This window comes from Amycolatopsis sp. MJM2582, from assembly GCF_000754115.1.
GTDB classification, from domain to species: Bacteria; Actinomycetota; Actinomycetes; order Mycobacteriales; family Pseudonocardiaceae; genus Amycolatopsis; species Amycolatopsis japonica.
Genome location: NZ_JPLW01000002.1, coordinates 224,064 through 248,062, shown reverse-complemented (window position 1 = coordinate 248,062; position 23,999 = coordinate 224,064). Strand labels below are relative to the sequence as shown.

Genomic DNA, 23,999 nt, shown 5'->3' with positions numbered 1-23,999 from the left:
AGTCGCCGATAGGATCCCTTCGATGGAGGCAGCCGACGTTCTCGACGCGATCGATCCGCGCGAGGCACTGACCGTTCTCGGCCCTTCCAAGGCCAAGAACCGAGGCGGGCAGGCCGGGGAAACCGGGACGGCCTGGCCGGAACCGATGCTTCGCGCACGAGCCGGGATCTTGGCGAAGTCCAAGGTCGAAAACGGCGGTTTGCGGCCCGCGTGGCTGCGCTACAGCGGGAACTTCTACCGGAACGTCGGCGGCGCGCTGGGCGAGGCCGCCGAGAACGGGCGGACGCTGATCCTCAGCGGCGGCTACGGGATCCTGCGCGCCGACGAGCCGATCTCCTACTACGACCGGAAGCTGCGGCTCAGCGACTGGCCGGCAGGAGTACTCGAAGACGCCGTCCTGGGGGAAGCGCGCCGGATCGGCGCGACGCAAGCGGTCACGTTCGTGTCCGCCAGCGCCGATTACGCGAAACTGGCCCGGCGGATCCCTTGGGACATCGAGGCCTTGCTGGTGACGATCGAGTTCCGCGGTGGCGGGGCGCAGGTCGAGGTGCCACGTCGGCTGGCGCAGGCTTTCAGCGCGTGGTGGCGCCGGTCGCCGTCGGACTATCCGGCGGGCATGGTCGTGGAGGAACTGGGATGAGGGAAGGGGATCTCACCGAGTTCTACAGCCTGCTCGGACGGCTGGGTTCCCCACGTCGGCTGTTCGGGGCGACCGGCCGGGACGGCTGGCCGACTCATGGCGTCTACTTCTTCTTCGAGGACGGCGAGCTGCGCGCCGACGGCACTCCGAGGGTGGTTCGGGTCGGCACCCACGGACTCGCCATCACCAGCAGGACGAGGTTGTGGCAGCGCCTGGCGCAACACCGCGGCACTCTCAAGGGTGGCGGAAACCACCGCGCGTCGATCTTCCGCCGTCATGTCGGGACGGCGCTGATCAGTCGCGACCATCCTCCTGGCCCCTTGCTGGACGCGTGGACTGGAGCGCGCCGGCTCCCGGAATGGGCCGCCGCCGAGTCCGCGATCGAACGCGAGGTCAGCGACCACATCGGCAGAATGCCGTTCCGCTGGCTGTCGGTGCCCACCGGCGCCGACGGCACCAGCCTGCGTGGCGCCATCGAACGGAACAGCATCGCGCTGCTCTCGAATCTTCGTGGAGCCCCGGACCGACCGAGCCGTACTTGGCTCGGCCATCACGCACTCAGCGACAAGGTCCGCGCATCTGGATTGTGGAACGTGAACCACGTCGACGAGGACTACGATCCGGCGTTCCTCGAGTCGTTCCGGGCACTGGCCGACGGCTGACTCACGGCCACTGCGCCTCGGAAAGCACGCGCGCGGCCTTGAGGAACGCCTTGCGGTCGGCGGCCGACAGCCGGCCGAGCAGCCGTTCCTCCTGCTCCTGAATCCGGGCTTGGGCCGACCGCCGTGCGGCACGGCCCGCCTCGGTGATCCCGAGCAGCCGGACCCGGCGGTCCTTCGGATCCGGCTCGCGGGTGATCAATCCGTCCTCCTGGAGGGTGTCCAGGGTGCCGATGATCCGGGTCTTGTCCGCGCCGATCGCCTTGGCGAGCGCGGCCTGCGTGCGGACGGGCCCGTCGTCGAGGGCGCTGAGCACCACGTAGCCCCACATGGTCAACCCGTGCTCGGCCAGCACCGGCGTCTCGGCGTTCATCAGCCGTCGCATCAGCCCGCCGAGCATCGCCGCGAGATCCGGCCTCCCCTGCTCCGCCATGCGCAGACCATACCGACCAAAGTCCGGGAACCGGTTGACGAACTCGTATGCATGTGTAGATGATATGCACATGCCTATCAATGAACTCCGCCTGCTCGACGCCGTCGTGACCCGGGCCAGCCTCGACCTCGTCACCAAGATCACCCCCGCGGACCTGGCCAAACCGACCCCGTGCAGCGCCTGGACCCTGCACGGACTGCTGGCGCACATGGCCACCCAGCACCACGGCTTCGCCGCCGCGGCCGAAGGCGAGAGCAACCTCGACCATTGGCGGCTGCTCCCCCTGGGCGACGACCCCGTCGGCACCTACCGCGCCTCGGTGAACCGGGTACTGAACGCCTTCGTCCCCCACGACCTCGCCGAGCGGAAATTCGTCCTTCCCGAGTTCTCCACCGAAGTCACCTTCACCGCGGAGCAGGCCCTCGGCTTCCATTTCGTGGACTACCTGGTGCATTCGTGGGATGTGGCCAAGACCCTCGGCTTGCCGCTCACGTTCGAGCGCGAGGTCCTCGACGCCGGACTGCGGTTCGCCGAGGCGATCCCGAACGGGAAGAACCGGACCACGCCGGGCGCGGCGTTCGCACCGGCCGTCGAGGCGACGGGACAGTCCGATCTGGACACGATCGTCGCCCTGCTGGGCCGTTCCCCGTCGTGGCCGGACGACGTGGTCCCCCACAGGAACCTCACGCCGCGCTCTGCGTGAGCCTCACTGCTCCGACAGCTCGATGTCGACCGGCATCGGTGTGACTGCCGGTGACACGCGACGGGACGTGGTCCACCGTCAGAGGATGGACCATTCGCTGGACGCGTTCCGTGGCCGGCTGTTGATCCAATGCCGGTCGGCCACGGTGGCGTCGATCCTCGACATCGCCGAGCAGACCGGCGCGGGTCTAGTCCTCACCGGTGCCTCGCCGGAGAACACCGTCCGGCGACTCCGGGACCAGGGGTTCAGCGGTCCGATCCTCTGCGACGCCGACCGATATTCGGGCAGGCGCAGGATCAGTGCGGGCCGGGGCACCCACCCCGCCTGGATCCGCCGCCAACGCGACCTCGGTTTGGTTCCCCTGACCGACTCCGGCTACCTGGCGCCTCGCAACTGGACGGGGCTGAAGGCGATCCTCCAAGCGGCGAGCAGGGAGCCCGCACCCACCGTCGCAGTACTCCCCATGTCCACACGATGGTTCGCCACAGCAGCGATCTGCGCGGCGCTGACACGGGAGATCAACCGTTACGGCGTGCCAGTCGCGCTCGTACTCGAACACGAAGCCGATCCATTCGGACGCCAGTACCTCCTCAAAGGGCTGCTCCAGCTTTTGGCCGCTTCCACGGCACCCGTCCTCTTGTTGCGGTCAGACGTCTCCGCGATCGGCGCACTCTGCCACGGCGCCCACGCCGCGGCAGTCGGCACGATCGGCGCGCTTCGCCATCTCTATCCCGTCACAGGCCGCGGCCCGCGACGTCCGCTCGGATTGTCAGCGTTCGTGACGCGCCTTCTCAGCTACCACCGACTCGAGACCTGCGAGGAGATCTTCGCCGACACACCCGACATCGCCCATCTCTGGACCTGCGATTGCCCCGTCTGCGGAGGAGTGCCACCAGACCGGCTCAGCGCGACTGACAACCCAGGCGTGGCGGCTGCCCGTCATTCGCTCTACTGCGTCCTCGAACTTCACGCGGAACTCTTCCGCGGCCTGAGAACTCGCGACCAACTCGTCAGCGCTTGGCACGAAGCATGCAGCCACGCCCTCTACATCCACGATCAGGTGGCCGAGACCGCTGACCGCTGGCGGAAGCCCGCCAATCTCCGCACCTGGAACGCGATCACCGAGGATCCGCTGCCTTATCGCCACCGAATTCCAGGCCAGCCAGCAGAACACGGACCTCGGGTCACTCCCTCACATCGGCGCGAGGTCCCCACGCGACCTCGAGAATCCGGGTGGTGACGAGGTCGGGCTTCTCCAGCGACAACCCATGAGTGGCCTTGGGTACGACCTCGACCTCGATATGCGGGTTCAGTGACGCGAGCCGGGTCGCCACCGCGCGAGCGTCGTGGATGACGCTGCGTTCGCCGACGACGATCCGGGTGGGCACGTCGATCGCCGCCAGCTCGGCGTCGCTGAACTGGTGCATCTCAGGGAGCTGCTGCTTGTACTTGAGCGCGGCGAAGAGCAGCGGCCGCACGGTGTGCCGCACGTCCGGATCCCCCGACGCCACCAGCCGCAGGAGCCACCTGGGCAGGAACCAGAGGAAGATCTCGCGCAGGCTCCACCAGATGAAGCTCCGGCCGATCACGCCGAACCCCGCCGCTTCGATGGCGACGACACCCGCGATCCGGGCGGTGGACCGCGTCGCGAGGTTCAGCGCCAGCCAGCCGCCTCGCGAAACACCGGCGAGATAGACCTTTTCGTGGCCTGTTTCCGCGAGAACGCCTTCGACGACCTCGGCGAGCCAGTCCGCGCAGTCTTCCGCGGACTCGATCGGTGCGGTCTGGATCGACCGCCCGGGCTCGCCGAGGGAGTCGACGGCGTAGACCCGGTGCCGGACGGCGAGTTCGGCGATATGCGGATACCAGGACAGCGACGTGCCCATCCCGCCGGAAAGCAGCACGATCGGCGGACCGTCCGCCGGCCCGCACCCACGGACCCGCGTCGGGCCGAATCTCGTTTCGATGTCCAGCTCCACGGCGGGAACCGGCCACTTCCGCAGAATTTCGTCGTAGACGGCGAAGAAGCGCTCTTCGGCCTTCTTGTCGGTGAACTCCCCCAGCATCGGACCTCCTCCGAGTTTTATGGTGCACTTGCACCATAACAGCGGGTGGCCATTCCAGCCACCCCTCACCGGCATGGCAGAGTGACCGCGTGCCGAAACGTGTGGACCACCAAGAGCGCAGGCGCGAGATCGCGGAGGCGCTCTTCCGGATCGCCGCCGCCCAAGGACTGCAGGCGGTCACGCTGCGTGCGGTGGCCGCGGAGGCGGGAATCTCGATGAACCTGGTCCAGTACTACTTCCCGACCAAGGAGGAGATGCTGCGCTTCTCCTGGCAGCGGATCGTCGAGCTGACCGCGGAGCACGCCGGGAAGACCATCGGCGAGGCGATGAAGACCGGTGACGAGCGCACCATCGTGCGCGCCTACCTGACCGCGGTGCTGCCGGACGGCGACCGCGCCCGCATGCTTTCCGCCGTCCAGATCGCGTATTTCGCCGTCGACGTCACGCGCGGGAGCCAGGACCCCGACCAGGAACCGCTTCTGCCCCACCTGGTCCACGCGATCACCGAACTGCTCCGGGCGGCCCAGGAGAAAGGCGACGTTCCCGCGCGCCTCGACCCCCAGCTCGAGGCGGACTCCCTCGCGACGATGTCCGCCGGCCTCGTCACGGCGATCATGGTCGACGCCTACACGCCCGAGCGCGCGGCGGAGATCGTCGACTACCGGCTGGACGGGGTGTTCAGCGGCGCTCGATGAGCGCCTCGATGCCGTCCAGGATGCGACTGAGACCGAACTCGATGTCCGCTTCCTCGATGCCTTCTTCGCCGTACGCCTCACCGGAAATCACGGCGGCGACGCGCCGATAGCCTCGCGCTTCGAGGCGCGGCCCCAGAAACGAGCCCAGAGCCCGGACCTGTTCAGGAGGGCTCGCGTTCACGTCCCGGAGCAACGACGCGGTACTGCGAACCCATCCGTCGACCAGTACGGCGCAACCCGTGACGTCCTGGGCGTTCAGCCCTGAATCCGCCATCCCCTCAAGGAAGTTTTCCAGCCACCCCAAGAGATTCGGCGTACTGGGCGCACTCCGCACGGGCAGGTCGATCAGCCACGGATGACGGCGGCAACGTTCGAGGAGCGCGCGGGCCCAGGCGGTGACCGCGACGCGCCAATCGCCGGACGGCGTTTCCGGCGGCGGCCCCCAGGCCGCTTCGGCCACGAGGACGAGCAGTTCCTCTTTGGAGCTCAGGTACCGGTAAAGCGCGTTCGCAGTGACGCCCAGGCGTTTGGCGATCGACGGCATGGACAGCGCCGCATAGCCCTCCGCGTCGGCCTGCGCGATGGCCGCGTCGACGATCTGCTCGAGGCTGTATCCCGGTTTCGGCCCGCGCCGGGGCGCCGGGGCGTGCCCCCAGGCCAGCGCCGTACCCGGCGGCAGCAACTCGATCTCGACGTCGTCCATCGGGGCATTGTTGCACTCAAAACCGGTAAAGGCATACACTGTTCATGGCATACACAGTTTCACACGACTTGGGGGCTCGACCATGACCGAACCGACCAGACGGAACGTGCTCCGCGGGGCGGCCGCGCTCGCCATCGGTGGAGCCGCCGCGAGCTTCGGCAGCGGCGGATCCGCTTCCGCCGCGCAAGCTCCGGCGAAACCCCGCTACCCATTCCTCGAAGGCGCGTTCGCGCCGGTCACGGAGGAGGTGACCGCGTTCGGCCTGCCGGTCACCGGCCGCATTCCGAGCGATCTCTGCGGGCGGTACCTGCGCACCGGGCCGAACGTCCTCGGTCTCGAGGATCCGCGCGCCCACCACTGGATGCTGGGTGAGGGCATGGTGCACGGCGTCCGGCTGCGCGACGGGAAGGCCGAGTGGTACCGCAACCGCTGGGTCCGTTCGTCCGGGGTCGCCGCGAAGCTCGGCGAGCGGTACCCGTGGCCGGTGCCCGCCGAGGACTTCGCGCCGAACACGCACGTGATGGCCCATCACGGCCGCATCCTCGCCCTCCAGGAATCGGGCGCCCCGCCGTACGAACTCGACGGCGAGCTGAACACGTTGGGGCCGTTCGATTTCGGCGGTTCTTTGGAGGGTTCCTACACCGCGCACACCAAGTTCGACGCGCGTGCCGACGAGTTGCACGCGGTGACCTATCACCCGACCTGGGATCACGTGCGGCATCTGATGGTCGACCGGACCGGCCGCGTGGTGCGGACCACCCGCATCCCGGTCACCGACAGTCCGATGATGCACGACTTCGGGCTCACCGAGAACTACGTGGTCGTCTTCGACGTACCGGTCACCTTCGATCCGCAGCCGGGCAAAGTCGTGCCCTACAAGTGGAACACGGATCACCCCGCCAGGGTCGGGGTGATGAAACGCGACGGCGGCCCGGTCCGCTGGTTCGGGGTGGATCCGGTGTTCTACTCGCATACGCTCAACGCCTACGAGCAGGGCTCCACGGTGGTGGTCGACCTGACCACGATGCCCGCTCCGTTCGAGGTGGCAGGCAAGCAGGGCTTCGGCGGTCCGTCGGCGTCGGGCCCGCCGGTGCTGGAGCGCTGGACGATCGATCTCGCCCAGGGGCGGGTCCGGCGCCGCGTTCTCGACGACCGGCCGCAGGAGTTCCCGCGGGTCAACGAAAGCCTGGTGTCACGACGGCACCGGTACGGCTACTCGGCCTCTCCTGGCGAATTGTTCGACGTCTACCTGGACAAGCCGTCCGACTCCTTCGGCAACGCACTGATCAAGCACGACCTGCGGCACGGGCGCTCCGAGGTGCACCGTTTCGGCCGGGGTGCCGACGCGAGCGAAGCGGTGTTCGTGCCGTCCTCCCGCGGCAAGGCCGAGGACGACGGCTACGCCCTCGCGTACGTCAACAATCCCGACCGCAACGCGTCGGACCTGGTGATCCTCGCGGCCCAGGACTTCACCGCGAAACCCTTGGCGCGTATCCACCTGCCGAGGCCGGTGCCGCTGGGCTTCCACGGAAGCTGGGTCGCCGACTGACCGACCGGGCTGTCGCCGGAAACCCCGGCGACAGCCCCTCGGGTCACACTCCGGTGAGCACCTCCTCCAACGCGGCGGCGGAGTCCGGATACCGCTCGAGCAACGCCAGACCGGTGGGTGCGGTGCTCCCCCAAGGCTCGTCGCAGCCCAGCAGACCCGCCACCGTGTCACACGCCGCCGGATGCGCCGCCAGCAGCGCGAGGCCGCCGCCCCCGGTCTTCCTCGTCACCGCGACCGGTTCCGGCTGGTCCTTCCAGGGCGGAACCCATTCGTCGAGCGCCGCGAGCCGTCCCGGGAAGAGGCGGCCGGCTTCCCTCACGAGCAGCGGCACCAGCTCGGCGCCCCGGGACCGCAGCGTGGTGATCAAAGTCGGCAACCACGGCAACAGCAACCGGTCCGGCAGCTCGGCGAAAGCGTTCGACACCGCCTCGACCACGAAGTCGGCCAGCCCGGGCGCCGGCTCCAACGCGTGCACGAACCCGCTCAGGTAGCGCGGATAAGCGGGCAGCACCATCGGGTTCGCCAGCAGTTCGGCGCATCGCTCCCTCAGTTCCGCGCGCGAGAGACGACCGAGCTGCACCTGCGCGGCCCACAGCAACGCCACCTTCGACGGCTCCTGCGGATGCGATCCGACGATCGCGAGCTCCAGCTGCGTGCGGTCGCACCCCAGCGACAAGGCGAGCGACTCCATGCTGAACAGGAAGCCCAGCATCGCGGCGACCTGCTCGACACCGGCTTCCTCGTCGGCGAAGGCCGCCGGGAGCAGGGTGCAGTAGTGCGCGTACCCCGTCCTGACGAACTCCTCGATCCACCGAGGCAGCACCGGCTCGCTGGTCCGGTAGTGCGCCAGCAGTCTGCGCACCCGCCGCAACACTTCCGGAGCGCCGTCGACGGTGCGTTCGGTGGCCAGCACCTCCAGGGCGCGCGTCCCCAGCTCCCCCGCGAGCCGTGCGCTGCGAAGGTAGAGCGTCGCGTCTTCGACCGTTCCGAGCACCTTCGCGGCGGTGGCCTGCGGATGGTAGGCAGCGCGCCGAAGCCGTTGCTCCAGCACCTGCTCGACACTGACCCCCTCGTAGCCCAGCTCGATGAGGGCCCGCTGATGGGTGCCCAGCGCCAGATCCCACGACTCCTGGATCGGCCGCTCGCCGAGCCGCCGCTCGCCCATGATCGGCCTCGCCGCACCGCGTGGCATCAGGTAGCGCAGCATCCACAGGAGATCGGAGCAGGGCTCCAGCTCCGGCCTCGACGCTATGTCGAGCAGCGCCCGCTGCACACCTCGTTGCTGCAGCTTGAGGGCCAGCGGCTCCAGCCTGTCGTGCACGTCGCGCGCCAAGGGTGGCAACGCGTCGTACCCGACCTGGCCGATCCGGTCGCCACCCATCATGATCTCGACGAGGCGGCGCACGTCGCGCCTGCCGGGCACGACGTCCTTCTCGATGCAGGTGACCGCCGCGTCCTGGAAGTCGTACGGCGTCGGCTTGGCCCGGTCACGCATACCCGCCAGCAGGATCGAGGTCTCGAAGACCGCGATGGCGTCGGCCGTCGAGGACAGGTACCCGTTCCGGCGCGCCGCCCGCACGATCTCGACCGACCAGCCCAGCAGCTCGGCTTCGTCCAGCCGGTCGAGCACCGGAGGTCGTCGCAGGAAGCCGGAAAGCTGGTCCGATGGGTCCACTGCCACCGGATCCGGCGTCGGCGCGGGCAGCTCCGCGGCCTTCTTCCGCTTCGGCCCGCCCACCTGCCCTTCCAGCTGGAACTGCTTCACCTTGGTGCGCTTGAGGTTCTTGGCCCACTCGGTCGCCGCGATCGACACCGATCCCCCGGCCAGCCCGAACTGCGCCTCGATCGAGGCGTGGCTCGACGGGATCAGCCCGTACTGCCAGGTGCTCTCACTGCGCGGGCTGATCACGAACCCGTCCGCACCTTCGACGCCGAACTCCGCGACCCGGCTGGCCGCGTGGAAGGCGCCGCAGATGTAAAGGCACTCCGCCGGATCCGCTCCTGACGCGGCGAGGTGCTCGCGCATGCGGGTCCACATGTAGCGCTCGCGGTCTTCGTCGACCCGAACGTGCCGGGTGTCCCCCGGCGCCAGACGGCGGAACAGGCTGCCGATCAGGAACATGACCTGGCGATAGGTGTCGTGGTCGCTGTCGCCGAGCGGCAGCTCGACGTACTGGTGCCACCACTCCGACCAGTGCCGCACCCGCCCGTGCCGCAGCAGGTGCTCCTCGAGTTCGGCGAACCGCGGCCGCAGATCGCCGATCTCGACGCCGACCGCGTCACCGTGCAGCGCGGCCTCCTCCTCGGCGGGCGGCGCGTCCGGGTCGGCGGACGGCTCGGGCTCACGTTCGTTCCATTGAAAGACGTGGTCCGCTGACCGGTCGACGAGGACGAGCTCGACGCCCGGGGTGTCCAGGGCGTACGCGATCGCCTGGTATTCCGCCGAAGCCTCGGTGATCGGCGCGACCACGGACAAGGGCGCCCACTCCGCGGGGAACCCCTTCACCTCCGTCGCGAACGCCTGCACCGCCACGGGCAGACGGCAGTTGCGCAGCTCGGTCAGCAACGGCGCCATGTCCTCGCACAGTTCGAGGTAGACGACCTTCGGCTGCTTCTCCCGCAACCGCCGCGCCATCGCCACGGCCGAGGCCGGGGAATGGTGGCAGACCGGGAAGATCTCCAACGGCTCGCGCACCGCGCGGTCGACGTCGTCGACGAGTCCGAGCAGGATGCCCTCCAGTGCGCCGGGCCCGTCGGCGAAGGCGGCCGCGGCCTCCTGCAACTGGCCGCGCAACGCCTCGAAGGCGCCGCTCACGAGAGGGTGGCGATCGCGTCGCGGCCGCCGTCGAGGAACTCCGGCCAGTCCCCGCCCTCGTCCTTGCTGCGCGGCTCGACGACGCCGTGCAGGTACTTGTTGAGGATCGCCAGATCCTCCGGCTCACGGCGGGCGAGCGAACCGACCAGCGATGACGCCAGCGTACGGGCGGTAAGCGCGCGTTCCCCGAAGAAGTTGCTGTGCAGCACCGCGTCTTCGAGCACGCCGATCTGCTCGGCCGTGGACAACGCCGACTCCAGCTTCTCGTCGTCACTGCCCGCCGACGCCGCCGCGGCGCGAAGGTCGCCGAAGCTGCGCAGCAGCACGTCGAGCAGCGTCGGCGGCACGTCCAGCTCGATCTGGTGGCGGCGCAGCAGTTCCTCGGTGCGGAAGCGGACGATCTCCGCCTCGCTCTTCTTGTTCGTCACCACGGGAATGCGGACGAAGTTGAAGCGGCGCTTGAGCGCCGACGACAGGTCGTTGACGCCGCGGTCGCGGCTGTTGGCGGTGGCGATCACGGAGAACCCGGGTTTGGCGAAGACGATGCCGTCGCTGTCCAGCTCCGGTACCGAGATGTACTTCTCCGACAGGATCGAGATCAGCGCGTCCTGCACGTCGCTGGTGGACCGGGTCAGTTCCTCGAACCGGCCGATCGAGCCCGCCTCCATCGCCGTCATGATCGGCGACGGGATCATCGACTCGCGGGACTGGCCCTTCGCGATGACCATCGAGACGTTCCACGAGTACTTGATGTGGTCCTCGGTGGTGCCGGCGGTCCCCTGCACGACGAGGGTCGAGTTGCGGGAGATCGCGGCGGCCAGCAGCTCGGCGAGCCAGCTCTTGCCGGTGCCCGGGTCTCCGATCAGCAGGAGCCCTCGGTCCGAGGCGAGCGTGACGATGGCCCGCTCCACGATGCTGCGGTCACCGAACCATTTCTGCGAGATCTCACGGTCGAGGCCGTCGGCACGCTCGGACCCCAGGATGAACAGGCGCAGCATCTTCGGGGACAGGCGCCAGGCGAACGGTTTGGGGTTGTCGTCGACGGACTCCAGCCAGTCCAGCTCTTCGGCGTACTTGATCTCGGCGGGGGCGCGCAACAGGTCGGACATGTCTTGCCTTTCGGGGAGTTCAGGAGGTGAGGAAAGTCTTGAGTTCGTGAACGAGTTTGGTGATGTGGCCGGAGATCACGGGCGTGCCGAGATCCTTGAAGCGCTCGCGGAACCAGGGGTTGACGCTGCCCCGTCCGGCGCTGGTGACCGAACCGACCGGGATGAACTTCGCCCCGGACCGGTGGATCGCGGCCATGCTCTCGAAGAGCTGCTCGACGCGGGTCTCGTAGAAGTCGGAGATCCACACCACCACGGTGTTCGCGGGCTCGGCGATCTTCGGCTGGGTCAGCCCCATCGCGACCATGCCGTCGTTGCCGCCGCCCAGGTTCGTGCGCAGCAGCGTTTCGAAGGGATCGTGGACCCACGGGGTGAGGTCGAGCGCCTGCGTGTCGTAGGCGATCAGGTGAACGTCCACTTTGGGCAATCCGGCGAAGATCGAGGCCAGCACGGCGCAGTTGACCATCGAGTCCACCATGGAACCGGACTGGTCGACGACCGCGATGAGCCGCTGTGGTGTGGTCTTCTTCGCGGTCTGCTTGTAGTACAGGCGATCGACGTAGAGCCGTTCCTCTTCCGGGCTCCAGTTGGTGAGGTTCTTCCAGATGGTGCGATCGAGGTCGAGGTTGCGGAACACGCGCTTCGGCGGGACCGAACGATCCACCTTGCCCGTCGAGGCCTTCTCGACCTGGGTCCGCAGGACCTCCGCGATCTCGTCGACGTAACGCCGGATGAGCGACTTGGCGTTGGCCAACGCCACTCCGGACAGATTGTCCTTGTCCCGCAACAACTGTTCGATGAGGGACATACTCGGGCTCAGCTTCGCCGCGAGCGCGGGATCGGCGAGGACCTCGCGCAGATGCATCCGCTTCACGAGGTCCGCCTCGATGTCACCGAGGTCCGGGCCGATCGCCGGGAGCAGGGTACTCAGATCGGGAGTGCCGCCCCCACCTGTGCCGCCGAGCCCGGTCGGAGCGCCACCGGAGCGACCGCCACGCAGTTCGCCCGGACGGCAGCCCAGCGCGCGCTCCAGCCAGCCCGCGTCGGACTGCCAGCAGGACAACCGGCTGGCGGTCACCGTGTGCGGCGGCTGAGCGAAGACGTTCAGCAGCACCTTCGACACGAGTGCCGCGCGCCGCACCTCCGCCGCCTTGTCCCGGCTGTCCTCAGCTTCGGGGACCATCAGCCCGTCGAACTCGGCGGCCAGCTCCGGATGACGCTGGACGACCGAGTCGACCGCGACGTTCGGATCCAGCAGCGCCGACGGCAAGCCGATGTCCTCGACGACGGCCACACTCGCCGATTCGAGCGCGGCCTGCTCCTCGGTGTCGAAGAGCCGGGCGAGCAGCCGCCAGTACAGCACCTGGCGGCGGTTGTCCTCGGATTCGGTCATTTCCGCAACAGCCTTCCGGCACGCTCGCGCAGCACGGCCGCGGCGTCGGTGGCCGCCTTCTCGGCTTTCACCCCGGCCTTGTCCGTGGTGCCGCCGGCCCAGGCTCCGGCGTGCACGGCGGTGGTCTTCTTCCGCACGGTGGTCTCGACGGCGAGCGGCTGGAGGCGGAATCCGCCGTCCCAGCGGATCAGGCCGATGCACGCGCTGGAACTCGCGACGGCCTTCGGGGTCAGCGGACCGGCCGCGGGGATGCGGTCCGTCTCGACGAAGAGCCGATTCCCGGCGAAGGTGAACGTCACCTCGTCCTCGCCGCCCTCGACGTCGTAACCCTCGAGGAAGACAGGGACGGCGATCCGCACCGGATGCCGGTCCAAGGGCGCCACCATCGGCGTGACGGCCTTCGGCAGGACGACGCGCGCCGTCGAGAACGCGTCCGCGGGCTCACCGAGGCGGGCGTGCTCGTCCTGCCAGAGCAAGTCGCCCTCGGCGGTGACCGGCATGTCGGTGAGGTCCATGGAGCGGCCCTCGCTGATCGCCGTGAGCAGGGAGAGATGCGGGCGCAGCAGCTGCCAGATCCCGGCGCCGATGATCGTGTCCGGCTTGGGCACGGTCACGTTCGCCCGCACGAGACGGGGAGCCGTGCCGTCTTCGGGTTCGACCACGGCGTGGACCTGGGCCTGCGCGGCCGTCGAGTGTTCCAGCAGGTCGACCCCGAGCGGCAGCAAGCGGCCGGTGACCGTGCTCGTCGCCGATGCCCCGTGGTGAAGGGTCAGCAACATCGCACGCGACCACAGGTCGCCCCAGCGCCGGACGGGGACGCGCTCCAGCGCCGCACCAGGACACGACGCCGCGAGCTCGGCAGCGAAACCGTCGAGCAGCACGGCCAGTCGGCGCAGGCTCGGCTCGGCGAGCAGCGCCGAAATCACCTGCGCCGAGCCCGAGATGAGGTCGTGGTCGATGCCCTGCCAGCCCGCTCGGGCCAGATCGGCGAGCCAGGACCGGGCGGCCGCGAGGAGATTCGGCGACTCCGTCTCGGAAGCTTGCCGGGCCGAGTCCTCGTCCTGCGGTCGGCCACTCGCTTCAACAAGGCGCGCGAAGATCGCGTCGTGCACGGAGCCGAACACCGCGATCCTCGCCGCCGCAAGGGAAACGAAATGCTCCTCCCCGGCCGCACCAGCCGCGGTCTTCTCGGCCGCCTCCGCGACGCGCGACGCCAACGGCGACCCGGCGACGGCATCGGCGAGCTCGGTCAAACCGGCTGTTTTCTGAGGACGAAGCAACCCGGCGACGAGCACGTCGTCGAAGGCGTCGACGACCGCCAGTGCCTCGTCGAGACCGGCGATGGGATCGGTGAGCAGATCGACGCGCATCAGACCACCGCCCTGGTCGACGGGAACCACTGAAGCTCCGGCACCGGCGCCGTGGACGCTTCGAATTCGAGATATGCCAAGTGCCGCAAGAATTGGCTGAACACCGAAGCCGCGGCGGTGCTGTCACCCTGCGAAGGCCGTGTCGCGCTCATGGTCTGCGAAATGGCCTGCGCCGTCGGCTCGGGAACCTCGACGCGCAGGTATCGCGCCACCCGCTCGGCACCGTATTGAAGGGTGGATTCGTTGATCAGGGCGAGAATGTGGTTGCAGAACATCCCCCGCGCCCCGCCACACGGCCGGTTGTTGTTGGTACTACAGGAGAATTCGTACGTGCTCGCCGCGACCGACGAGACGTACACCCGCCCGATGTCCGATCCGCTGGACACCACGCCCTGCACCCGTCCGTCGGCCAGTTCGACGAACGGGACCTTCGCGAGCTTGCGCGGGCGGGCGGGTGGCAACACCCGGGCCGTGCTCGCTCTTTCCCAGTCTGACAACGCATCTTCTCCTTGCGGGGGTGCCTCGGTGGGGACTGGGATGAACCTAGCGGGAGGCACCGACAGTTTTGATCACATCCGGAGTTTTGCGAGCTGAGCGGCCAGATCGGCGAGGCCGTCGGCATGGAAGTCGAACCGGTCCGTCTCGGACGGCGGGTCACCGACGGGCCTCGCGACATAGGCGGTCCGGAGACCGACGCTCTGCGCTCCCCTCAGGTCCCACGCGTGGGTGGCGACCATCAGCAGCCGCTCCGGCTTCGTCTTGGCCAAGTCGACTGCCAACTTGTAGACCGCCGGATCCGGCTTGTAGGTCTGTGCCTCCTCCGCGGAGAGCGCTTGATGCCACCGGAGGCCGGCATGGGCGTTGATCCGGAGCAGGCTCGTCCGGCTGGCGTTGGAGAGGCCGATCAGCGTGTGGTGTTCAGCGAGCTTGGCCAGTCCTTCGACGGAGTCGGGCCACGGCGAGAGCTTCGGCACCACGTCCGTCTTAGTGGCGATCTGGGCCGCTTCGCGGTCGAGAACGTCGCTCGGCGCGTACGGCCGCTCCCCCGCCACGATGCGCCGCTGCTCGGCCTCGACATGGCCCTGCCACAGCCTGACCAGCTCGTCGGCGTCGGCATCCGGCGCGGCCTGCCGGACGGCCGCGCGGATCCCGGCCGGCTCGTCGACGAGCGTGCCGAGGATGTCGAACACCAACGCGTCGATCTCCACGATGAACCTCCCGGTAAGGGTTAAAGTGTCGGTTAACCGCGAACGTACGAGAGGTCGGTAAGGGATGCAAGTAGCGTTGGACGATTACGTCTGGGCGGCGGGCATCGCGACCGATCTGGTCAACACGGCGCCTGAGGTGTGGCACGGCGAAGACAAGCTGCCCGACCTGGAGTCTCTTGCCGCCTTCGCTGAGCTTCACTCGATACCCGTGAACACGCGGCCCAGTGACCTGCGCGCCGTTCACCGGCTGCGCCTCACAGTGCGCGATCTGATCGACCATCCGGCCCGGGACCGTCTCATCACCGGCGCGACCGCGCTCACCTCGTCGATCGGTGACGTCTCCCTCGATGCCACCTCAGGACGCGCTCGATGGACCGTTTCACTCCGACAGGGCGCGACCGTCGCCGACGCGCTTTCCTTGATCTGCGGTGTCGGGATACTCGGCGTCGTCCAGTCCCTCGACGTGACACGGTTCCGCGCCTGTGGCGCGCCGACTTGCCGGGGTGTCTTCATCGATACGACGCGTCCTGGACGGCGGCGCTATTGCATGCCAGGACTCTGCGGGAACCGCGTCAACGTGGCGAATCACCGAGCGCGTAAGGCGTCCGTACTTCACAACGCTTGAGCCGTACGACAAAGGCAGCGCTGGTAAGGCGGAGCCCGGTCACCCGAGGCGCGCGCTGTCCGCGATCCTGGTGAGGTCCTCTTCGGCAGGCGAGTCCGGCATCTGCAGGTCACCCCACACCACGACCAGCAGCGTCCCCTGCGCGGTGGGCAAGGCGACCACCCGGTAGGTGGTCGACGGCGGGTCGCATTCGCCCCTGCCGTGCGGAGTGACCGTGCCCTGCACCTGCGCCCCGCCGTCCGGGCGGCGTCCGACAGGGCCGGAAGACACCTGACCGCCGCTGCGGAAAGCCCGCGTTCCCCGATACATCAACGCGTCCGCCGCTGCCGCCATCGGATCGGTGGTACGCGCCCGGTCGAGGTACAGCTGACCGAGGATGGCTTTCGGATTCGCTGCGCAGTAGCCCGGTTTGTACCGCGCGCCTCGGGTTCGAGCGTCCGGGATGAAGGTTCCGTCGACCGGCTGCCAGGCGGGTGGCACCTCGACGAACACGCCCAGCCCGAGCTCCAGCGTCTTCCAGGCGGGCGCCGGCGGGGTTCGGGAGGTACTGCTCTCGCTGACAGGCCAGGATGAGGCAGCGCTGTCGTCCTTGCTGTTCAGGAACACCAGCAGCCCGGCCACCAGACCGGCGATCACCACCAGAACGCCGACGGTGATCCCGGCGATCATCCCCGTGCGACGCCGTTTCGGCGTAGGCGGGTAACCGGGCTGGGACGGGAAATCCGGAAACCACTGCTGCTGCCCCTGTCGCTCCACGAGCGCAAGCTAGCCCTCCGGCACGCGGTTCCGGCGCTGCTGTCCGCATCCTGCCAACGTCTCGTCATGCCGACGAGGGTGTAGCTGGAGTATCGGTCGCCGAGGCCCATGACAGCATGGTGCCGCCGAGAGGCGGGAAAATTCCCGTGGCAGCCCCATGAGCGGGCCAGTTGTAGTGATTGCTGCCTTTCCCGCTTTCGGCCCGTGAGGGGACGTTCCATGGCCGATGTCGCCGTCTTGCCCGTCACTCTTGCCGTCGCGGCCGGGGTGTTGGCTGCCGTGAAGCGGTTGGAGCGATCCGACTGGACACGGCCGCTGGCCTGGCTCGACCTGGTGGCCGCCGTCGCGTTCGGGGTTGGGGCGGGGGCGGTCGCGGATCTGCTCGACGACGGGACGGACTGGTGGTTGGCGGCGGTCTTCCTCTTCGCCGGGTTCTGCGGCTTCGGGTTACTGGCCGCCGTTGCCGCGTTCACGCTCGTGGCCTTCCCTGATTCGGAGGTGCTGACCTGGGCGGTCGTGCCCCTGCTGTTCGGTTTCGCGATCCAGCATCTCTTGCACACCACCCGCGGCTCCGACGTACCCACCGAATGGGCCGTGCGCGAGAGCGGCCGGGCTGACAAGCGGTGGCGGTGGGCGGCACGGGTGGCGCCGGTTTTCCCGTTCGTTCCCGTGTTCGCGATTCCCAGCGAGGCCCTTGGCGACACCGCGTGGCGCGTGATCGGTGCCGCGCTGCTCGGGTCCTACCTGTTGGCCGCCGACCGGCTGCGGGTACGTCTCCTGCGCGCCCGGAGGTGGACGATCACCTGCGCCGAGCTCAACCTCGCTCTGGTGGTCGCCGTCTACGCCGCAAGCCCGGGTGGTGCCCAGCTGGTGCGCTGGTGGGCGCGCGCGGACTGGTTGTCCGGGTGGAGGTGGTACCTGGCGGTGGTCCTCGCGTTCCTTGTCCTCTTCGCGGTGGCATGGGTCGTGGGGAACGGACTCGTCCGAGGGCCGCTGCTGGTGGCTGCCGCGGTCGTGGGTCAGGCCGGCAGGCTCGCGATGCACTTCGCCCTGCTGCTCGCCGTGTGCGTGCTGATGTTCCACCCGCGGTCGGACCTGCTGGTGCCCGGCGTCGTCGGGGCTTTGCCCACGGTGTTCTTCGCGTGGAAGGGGATCAGTAAGGGGCGGGTCGATCGCCAGCTCGGCGACGCTGCTCTGCTGGCTTCGCTCAGCCCGGTCGCGCGCGCCCAGGTGATCGACGGCTGGGTGCAGGACTGCGTGGTGCGGCCGGATCCCGACTTCTCGCTGCCCGACGCCGCGGGTGCCTTGGCTGATCAGGTGCGCACCGACCCACAGGTGATTCGGCCGTGGCGGGTCGACGCCGGGCAGGCGCTGGAGGTCGCCGAAGAGCTACTGGCCGCCGCCGGGCGCGCCAAGGGGGACGAGCGGCGGTTGATGGCCGCGCGTGGTGATCTCGAGCTGTGGCTGGCGCGGATCATGGCCGAGGTCGACGAGCCGGAGAAAGCGCTGATCTCGGCCAGGCGGGCCGTCGAGTACTTCAGTACCGCCGAGGCCGACTTCGCCACGGCGCTGGCCTACGCCGCCGTCGTCGACCGGGCGGGGGCGGACCCCGAGTTCGACGCGGTGGCCGAGATCGACGCCTGGCTGACCACCCCCGGCCTGCTGCCCGCCACCCGCAGACACGCCCTGGTCTCCGCCGCCCGGGCCGCGCTCGACCAGGGCGACGAGGCCACCGCTGCCACCCGGGCCGCCGCAGCGGATGCCATCCCGGTGAACCTCACCGCCGTGGCGATCGCAATGCGGGCCGACCGGGTGCACTTCGGAAGCACTCCCTGGCACCTGTTCGCGATCATGCGGCACTACGAAACCCGACTCCGTGCGGCCGCGCCCCGCTGAGCCGTAGCGGCCGTGTATTCGGAGACGGACGTGCGGAGTTGCGCTCTGGTCAGCGGTTGGCCGCCAGATCCGACCAGCTGCCCGCGTCCAGCAGTGCCAGTAAGTCCTTGGCCATCTTCCTGGCGGGGCTGCCGTCCGACCAGTCGCCGGCGACGGTACGTAACACGTCTTCCGACGGCGGCCGGGTACAGCGTCCCGCGATGGTCGTTGCCGACTGCGTCGACCAACCGGCCGACCGCCAAGGCGGCACCGTCAGCCGACACCGACGACGCCGCCAAATCCTGGACAGCGCCAGCGGCCGCCTCCGGCCGGTACCAGATCGGCCCAGGAACTGCGAACCAATCCACCGTCGTCCACCCGTCCATCGCGCCAGCGTACGCGCGACGTCGCGACTGGCACGCATGAATTCTGGCCTCGGCACGTGCGTGTCGGGTTGGGGTGACCGGTTGCCGGAACAAAGCCCGCGAAGTCGGTGACCGAGATACGCGTTCTCCCATTGCTCACATTGCGGGGATGCGCTGTGCCAAACGTTGGCATGCTTGGGTGCAGCTCGATGGATGACGCGCGGGCACGGGAACTGCGTGAGATCGAACTGGCCGTGAGCGTCATGTGATGCTCGGTGGCCAAATCTCCTTGATCTCGGCCAATATCGGCAACTATGCCATGGGATTGAGATGGATCCTCGCCGGCCATCCGACTGGGCCTTGGCGACCCCGAATCCGAACCATTCGTCGACTGGCAGCCGGCGGCTCCTGATCACTCGTCAGGCTGACTCCGTTTGTGTCGCGGACCGCGTGGCACTGGACTGGTCGCACATATCCAGTCTCCAAAGGACGGAAGGACCTGATCATGTTTGGCTGCTCACGCCTCAAGCGGGCCGGGGTACTGATTTCCGCGGCCGTGGCTGTCTTGTCGTCCGGCCCGGTCGTCTCCGCGGCGCCGTCCGCGGTCGGTGTGGCGCAGCAGCCGGCAGTGAACGGCGGCGATGCGATGTACACGGTCTCGCCGGGGCCCGGCCGTGAACCGTACTACTGCTCAGCGGGGTTCGCGATCCTCGTCAACGATGTCCGGTACATCCTCACGGCCGGGCACTGCACCGAACACGGGCTGGACTGGCAAGGTATCGGCCCCAACGTGGACACCCATTTCCCGGTGACCGATTACGGCCGTGTCCGGGACCTTTCCGGCTCCGGGCCCAGCCGGGTCGACCTCTACGACGGCAGCACCCAGCGGATCGTGCGCGCGGGCACCCCACAGGTGGGGCAGCCGGTGTGCAAAAGCGGCATGACCACGAAGAAGACGTGCGGGAAGGTCCTCGGCCTCAACCAGACCGTGAACTTCGGCGACGGCAAGCAGGTTGTCGGGACGATCGCCACCGACATCCCCATCGGGATCGGCGATAGCGGCGGCCCCCTGTTCTACGCCGGCGTCGGCTACGGAGTGCTGTCCGGCGGGAACAGCCAAGTCAGCTTCTTCCAGCCACTACGCCCCGTGCTCACCGCCTACGGCGCCACCCTCGCCTGAGGGACGAGGCACCATCGCCGAGTCGGCAAGAACCTCCGACCGACACCCGTGCAATATCAGCGCCAGCGCATCATGTAGGTCGGTCCGCTGTCGTCGTGGCGCGCATCGCGTTCGTCGAAACGCCATTGCGCGAACATCCTTCGTGCCATGGCGGGCGGCGTGGTACGGCGAGCGTCCAGCAACGATTCGAGCTCAGTGAGGCGCACGGGTTTGTAGTCCCCCGCGTCCCACGCTTTCACGTAGAGACGCCAGGCTTCCTGTTCGAGGGCGAAACTCTCGTCGTCGATCGGCCAGACGGAGAACTCATCGCCGTCCTCGAACAAGGTGTTCAGCCTGACGAAGTAGTGGGGAACGCCGGAGATGTCGGCGACACCGGCTTGCGGGCCGTCGTAGCGCTCGTTTTCCACGTGGACGTGTTCGAAGCCGACGGAGATCAGCTGCTCCCGCGTGGTGTAGCCGCGGTCTTCCAACGGAACGATCGGGACGGGGTACTCGGTGTACCGGCCTCCGACACGGAAACCGAGCCTGCGGTACACCGGTTCGTCCTCGGCGGACGCTCGGATCGCCACGGTGTCGTATCCGGCGGCGCGCGCACTGTCCACAGTGGCCAAGGTCATCACGCCGTCGAATTCCCGGCGCCGGGAAGCCGGCAGGGTTGAGATGTTGTAGATACCGGCGACCTCGGCATGCAGGAAGATCTCGCCTGCGCTCACCGGCTCGCCATGGTGGTAGCCGATCAGATAGTGCGCCGGGCAGTCGTCGGCGAGGGCGGCCGGGGCCACACGATCGTAAAACTCCACAACGGTGGTGGCCGGCGGATTCCAGCCGGCGGCCAGGATTCGGGCGTAGTCGGCCAGTTCGTCCGGGGTGCGGACGCGGCGGACTTCCAGATCCGGGTGTGGGCTCGCGCCCGAGATGTCCGCGGTGCGGGCACACATCGCGGCTTCCCTCTTCCCTGCCGTCAGTCCGAAAGAGCCGAACGGCATGTCCGCGGAATTCGCACCGGCCCACCACGAGAAGGCACGGCCGGTCAAACGCAGCTTGAACGCGGTGAGGGAGAGACGGTTCTTCATCCGATCCGGCGCGAAACGCGCGTTCGCGACGACGTTGAAGATACCGGCATCACCTTCGATACCGCTGTCGGCGATCACCAGATCGTCGGTTTCCGTCACGGTCATCCCGTCGGTACGGCGATGCAGATGACAGGCATGTTCGGCGAAGTTCGCCTCGATGCGCTCCGTGAGCCCGGCATACATGGGCTCACCGTACGGTCGGGGTCGACCCCTGACCAGCGGATTACGCTTGCCGGAAGGCGATCGCGGTGCCGAGCGCGGCCGTGGCCGGCACGAAGACATCTCCAGACGGCGCCCGCACCAGTGGAACGTTGTTGTCCCGCAACAGGTTCTCCACGGCGGCCAGATCGTGGACGGCAACGGTGCACGAGACGAGGGCGGGCAGTGCGGGAGCCTGCTCGCCGGGAAACAGCGCGGTGAGACCGGACGCGGGCACGAGGGTCAGCGTCGCCCCGTCGAGGTCGAAGACTCGGGAGGGCCCTTCCTTTCGGGGCGCCAGCCCCAGGTAACGCTCGTAGCGCGCCTGGACGGTATCCAGTTCGGCGTCGGCGGTGCAGAGAACGGCATCGACGAGGCCGCTTGCGCCGTTGGGGTGGTCGACCAGCCGAGTGGCCTGAACCCGTGGGTCCAGGTCCGCGACGACGCCGATCCTGCCTTCCGCCTCCAAGCCCGGCCTCGCGCCGTCGATCTCCAGATAGCGGACGGTCTCGACCTCGCCACCGGCCGGACGTCGCACCGTGTTCACTCCGCCATGCCCTACCCCCGCGGCGGTCAACCGGGTGGCGGTGACGTCGATGTCGGATGAAGAGAACATCAGGATGTGCAAGCCCTCGAAGCGTTCCAGGCATTCCGCCAGGTTGGCGCGAGTGGCGTTGATCCGCCCCACCAGCGTCGGCAGCACGTCGGGCGGGGCCTGCAGCGGGACGAGCCGGGCATCGGGCGGTACCTGGCCGTCGGTGGTGACGACCGTGGCCAATTCGAGGAAGTCGCCCAGGAAGTCGGCGTGCGTGTTGGCGGCGCCGAACGGCTCGGGCTCGCCCCCTTCCCTCGGTGGCATCGCGGGGTAGGTGGGCGCGGGCATGACGAAACCCAGACGCCGATAGAGATCGAGCGCAGCGGGCATGTCGCGGACGACGTGACCGGCGTGGTGCAGCCGGGTGATCTCGGTGGCCATGACGGCCACTGTAGAAGTAGCTCGACCAACTGGTCAATCTATCTTGCCCGGGCGTACTGTCACGTGATGAGCGCGGATCACATCGACGGCCGGCGCGTCCGCTATCAGCATCGGCGGCCCGAACTGCTCGAGGCCGTGACCGACCACGTCCTGTCGCACGGGCTCACCGGCCTGGCGATGCGGCCGTTGGCCGAGGCGGTCGGAGTCAGCCACGGGACGCTGCTGCATCACTTCGACTCGAAGGAGAACCTCGTCACGGAGGTCATCGACCTCTTGCGTCAACGGCTGTCAGACGCGACGGGCTTGGCCGGCTCGCCCGCCCGTCTGACGAGCCTGGTCGCCTGGTGGCGAGACTCGACGACAGCGGAACGTCTGCCCGTCTACCGGTTGCTGTTCGAGGTCTTCGCTCAGGCAGCACGGGATCCCGACCGCTACGAGCGCTTCCGGCAGCAGGTCGTGCTGGACTCGTTGACCCTGATGGAAAGTCTGGTCATCGCGGACGGGTGTCCCCGTGAGCAAGCGCCTCTGGTGGCGACGATGATCGTGGCCCAGGCACGCGGCCTGCAGCTCGACCTGCTCGCCACCGGCGACCGGGAACGGGTGGACCGCACCTTCACGTTGTTCGTGGATCTGATCGACCATCTCATGCGAAGCCGGCCCGACGAGCGCTGACGGCTAGTGAAGGAATGGGGTGTCGCCGAAGCCCATGTCGCGCATCGTCTCGGGCGAGAAGACGACCATGATCTCGTCGCCTCCGATGAACACGCGCCGCAACTGCGGCGGCTCGGGAAGAATCTCCGCAGCTCGCGACGAGGCGTTCACTGCGTGCTGGTGCGGACAGGGCCCTCCCCGGCAACAGCCGGGAAGGGCCCCGCCACAACCGAACCTCAGACGCCGGCCACCTGCTGGATCCACGGCCGGTACCGCGTGATGTTCGTGTACGCGGTCGTGGTCTGCCGGTCGCTCGTCGACGCGACGCCGACCTGGCGTCCGGAGGCGAACATCGGGCCGCCCGAGTCCCCGCCGGCGGTGATGCCGTCGCCGCGGCGCGCGCACACCGCGATGCCGCCGTTGTAGTCACGGCAGGAGACCGAAGTGACCGAGACGTTGGCGACCTTCAGGTAGCGCGACTGGCAGTTGATCTCCGAGCCGCACTGGCTCGTCGCGCCCCAGCCGTAGACCTGGACGGTCTGGCCGACGGAGACGCTGGCGGTGGTGCCCAGCGGCGAGTAGGTGGCGTTGACCGAGGTCGTCAGCTTCACGATCGCGAGGTCCGCGCTCGGGTGCCGGGTGACGGTGGAGCCGGTGGCCATGGTGCCGCCGCTCTGCTGGTCGAGGCTCCCGATCCGGAAGGTGAACGTGCCGCCGCTGGCCACGCAGTGCTTCGCGGTCAGGATGTACTGCGGCGCGATGATCGTCGAGGTACACGTTTGCCGGCCGTTGGCGAAGAGCCTGGCCGCCCACGGGCCGCTCGAGGCGTTCTGGCCGCCGATGATCATCGGCTGGACGTCGGAGGACGGTTCCGCGGCGGACGCCACGGGGGCGGTGACGCCGAGCAGTGCCGCGAAGGCGGTGCCGGCGATCAGTGCGAAGGAGCGAAGTCGCATGGTT

The 23,999-nt window shown here is 68.5% G+C and carries 24 protein-coding genes; 10 read left to right on the top strand and 14 right to left on the bottom strand.

What is annotated here, in order from left to right; all coding sequences use genetic code 11:
• Positions 1-22: 22 nt before the first annotated feature.
• On the top strand, positions 23-640 hold the full coding sequence (locus ED92_RS11465) for a hypothetical protein (RefSeq protein WP_037336758.1): 618 nt from the start codon (positions 23-25) through the stop codon (positions 638-640).
• Positions 637-1,302 carry a hypothetical protein gene (locus ED92_RS11460; RefSeq protein WP_037336756.1) on the top strand — a complete coding sequence of 222 codons (666 nt, stop codon included), beginning with the start codon at positions 637-639 and terminating at the stop codon, positions 1,300-1,302. Before ED92_RS11465 ends, ED92_RS11460 begins: the two co-directional genes overlap by 4 nt.
• 1 nt (position 1,303) lies before the next feature.
• Here the strand turns inward: ED92_RS11460 and ED92_RS11455 are convergent, their stop codons facing one another.
• Positions 1,304-1,732 (bottom strand): MarR family winged helix-turn-helix transcriptional regulator, encoded by a 429-nt coding sequence (locus ED92_RS11455; protein WP_037336754.1) that lies wholly within the window; start codon positions 1,730-1,732, stop codon positions 1,304-1,306.
• 70 nt (positions 1,733-1,802) lie between these two features.
• Between ED92_RS11455 and ED92_RS11450 the strand changes: the two genes are divergently transcribed.
• Both ED92_RS11450 and ED92_RS11445 read left to right on the top strand, forming a co-directional pair.
• Positions 1,803-2,435, top strand: coding sequence for a TIGR03086 family metal-binding protein (locus ED92_RS11450; protein ID WP_037339802.1), 633 nt, complete (start codon positions 1,803-1,805; stop codon positions 2,433-2,435).
• Between the two features lie 85 nt (positions 2,436-2,520).
• Positions 2,521-3,675 carry a hypothetical protein gene (locus ED92_RS11445; protein ID WP_200882693.1) on the top strand — a complete coding sequence of 385 codons (1,155 nt, stop codon included), beginning with the start codon at positions 2,521-2,523 and terminating at the stop codon, positions 3,673-3,675.
• On the opposite strand, the gene ED92_RS11440 is transcribed toward ED92_RS11445, so the two are convergent.
• Complete coding sequence (locus ED92_RS11440; protein WP_037336753.1) at positions 3,620-4,501, bottom strand: alpha/beta fold hydrolase; 882 nt, start codon at positions 4,499-4,501, stop codon at positions 3,620-3,622. The genes ED92_RS11445 and ED92_RS11440 overlap by 56 nt on opposite strands.
• Positions 4,502-4,590: 89 nt before the next feature.
• Here ED92_RS11440 and ED92_RS11435 point away from each other — a divergent pair, with 89 nt between their 5' ends.
• Positions 4,591-5,196 carry a TetR/AcrR family transcriptional regulator gene (locus ED92_RS11435; RefSeq protein WP_037336751.1) on the top strand — a complete coding sequence of 202 codons (606 nt, stop codon included), beginning with the start codon at positions 4,591-4,593 and terminating at the stop codon, positions 5,194-5,196.
• On the opposite strand, the gene ED92_RS11430 is transcribed toward ED92_RS11435, so the two are convergent.
• Positions 5,180-5,899 carry a TetR/AcrR family transcriptional regulator gene (locus ED92_RS11430; protein ID WP_037336749.1) on the bottom strand — a complete coding sequence of 240 codons (720 nt, stop codon included), beginning with the start codon at positions 5,897-5,899 and terminating at the stop codon, positions 5,180-5,182. The genes ED92_RS11435 and ED92_RS11430 overlap by 17 nt on opposite strands.
• Before the next feature lie 82 nt (positions 5,900-5,981).
• Here ED92_RS11430 and ED92_RS11425 point away from each other — a divergent pair, with 82 nt between their 5' ends.
• Positions 5,982-7,448, top strand: a complete 1,467-nt coding sequence (locus ED92_RS11425; protein ID WP_037336747.1) for a carotenoid oxygenase family protein — start codon at positions 5,982-5,984, stop codon at positions 7,446-7,448.
• Between the two features lie 43 nt (positions 7,449-7,491).
• Here the strand turns inward: ED92_RS11425 and ED92_RS11420 are convergent, their stop codons facing one another.
• The 6 genes from ED92_RS11420 to ED92_RS11395 form a co-directional block, all read right to left on the bottom strand.
• Positions 7,492-10,263, bottom strand: a complete 2,772-nt coding sequence (locus ED92_RS11420) for a DUF5682 family protein (protein WP_037336745.1) — start codon at positions 10,261-10,263, stop codon at positions 7,492-7,494.
• Positions 10,260-11,372, bottom strand: a complete 1,113-nt coding sequence (locus tag ED92_RS11415) for an AAA family ATPase (protein ID WP_037336743.1) — start codon at positions 11,370-11,372, stop codon at positions 10,260-10,262. Before ED92_RS11415 ends, ED92_RS11420 begins: the two co-directional genes overlap by 4 nt.
• A gap of 19 nt (positions 11,373-11,391) precedes the next feature.
• Positions 11,392-12,762 (bottom strand): VWA domain-containing protein, encoded by a 1,371-nt coding sequence (locus ED92_RS11410; RefSeq protein ID WP_037336741.1) that lies wholly within the window; start codon positions 12,760-12,762, stop codon positions 11,392-11,394.
• Positions 12,759-14,132, bottom strand: coding sequence for a hypothetical protein (locus ED92_RS11405; protein WP_235213254.1), 1,374 nt, complete (start codon positions 14,130-14,132; stop codon positions 12,759-12,761). Before ED92_RS11405 ends, ED92_RS11410 begins: the two co-directional genes overlap by 4 nt.
• Complete coding sequence (locus ED92_RS11400; RefSeq protein WP_052120476.1) at positions 14,132-14,629, bottom strand: hypothetical protein; 498 nt, start codon at positions 14,627-14,629, stop codon at positions 14,132-14,134. The genes ED92_RS11405 and ED92_RS11400 overlap by 1 nt, the downstream gene beginning before the upstream one ends.
• A gap of 72 nt (positions 14,630-14,701) precedes the next feature.
• On the bottom strand, positions 14,702-15,340 hold the full coding sequence (locus ED92_RS11395) for a haloacid dehalogenase type II (protein WP_037336735.1): 639 nt from the start codon (positions 15,338-15,340) through the stop codon (positions 14,702-14,704).
• Positions 15,341-15,416: 76 nt separating this feature from the next.
• Here ED92_RS11395 and ED92_RS11390 point away from each other — a divergent pair, with 76 nt between their 5' ends.
• Entirely contained in the window at positions 15,417-15,965 is a 549-nt protein-coding gene (locus ED92_RS11390; RefSeq protein WP_235213253.1) for a CGNR zinc finger domain-containing protein, read from the top strand.
• 39 nt (positions 15,966-16,004) lie between these two features.
• Here ED92_RS11390 and ED92_RS11385 read toward each other — a convergent pair whose 3' ends face one another.
• Positions 16,005-16,721, bottom strand: coding sequence for a hypothetical protein (locus ED92_RS11385; protein WP_152610915.1), 717 nt, complete (start codon positions 16,719-16,721; stop codon positions 16,005-16,007).
• 219 nt (positions 16,722-16,940) lie between these two features.
• On the opposite strand from ED92_RS11385, the gene ED92_RS11380 reads away from it, so the two are divergent.
• Both ED92_RS11380 and ED92_RS11375 read left to right on the top strand, forming a co-directional pair.
• A complete protein-coding gene (locus ED92_RS11380; protein ID WP_037336729.1) occupies positions 16,941-18,617 on the top strand; it encodes a hypothetical protein in 1,677 nt (558 codons plus the stop codon).
• Positions 18,618-19,517: 900 nt separating this feature from the next.
• Complete coding sequence (locus ED92_RS11375) at positions 19,518-20,141, top strand: S1 family peptidase (protein WP_235213252.1); 624 nt, start codon at positions 19,518-19,520, stop codon at positions 20,139-20,141.
• A gap of 56 nt (positions 20,142-20,197) precedes the next feature.
• Here ED92_RS11375 and ED92_RS43135 read toward each other — a convergent pair whose 3' ends face one another.
• A complete protein-coding gene (locus tag ED92_RS43135; protein ID WP_063777577.1) occupies positions 20,198-21,397 on the bottom strand; it encodes an N-acetyltransferase in 1,200 nt (399 codons plus the stop codon).
• Between the two features lie 40 nt (positions 21,398-21,437).
• Complete coding sequence (locus ED92_RS11365) at positions 21,438-22,388, bottom strand: VOC family protein (RefSeq protein WP_037336724.1); 951 nt, start codon at positions 22,386-22,388, stop codon at positions 21,438-21,440.
• On the opposite strand from ED92_RS11365, the gene ED92_RS11360 reads away from it, so the two are divergent.
• Complete coding sequence (locus ED92_RS11360) at positions 22,359-23,060, top strand: TetR/AcrR family transcriptional regulator (protein WP_235213251.1); 702 nt, start codon at positions 22,359-22,361, stop codon at positions 23,058-23,060. The genes ED92_RS11365 and ED92_RS11360 overlap by 30 nt on opposite strands.
• A gap of 3 nt (positions 23,061-23,063) precedes the next feature.
• Here ED92_RS11360 and ED92_RS42755 read toward each other — a convergent pair whose 3' ends face one another.
• On the bottom strand, positions 23,064-23,210 hold the full coding sequence (locus ED92_RS42755; protein WP_161791102.1) for a hypothetical protein: 147 nt from the start codon (positions 23,208-23,210) through the stop codon (positions 23,064-23,066).
• 65 nt (positions 23,211-23,275) lie between these two features.
• Complete coding sequence (locus ED92_RS11355) at positions 23,276-23,995, bottom strand: trypsin-like serine protease (RefSeq protein ID WP_037336721.1); 720 nt, start codon at positions 23,993-23,995, stop codon at positions 23,276-23,278.
• Between the last annotated feature and the right edge of the window lie 4 nt (positions 23,996-23,999).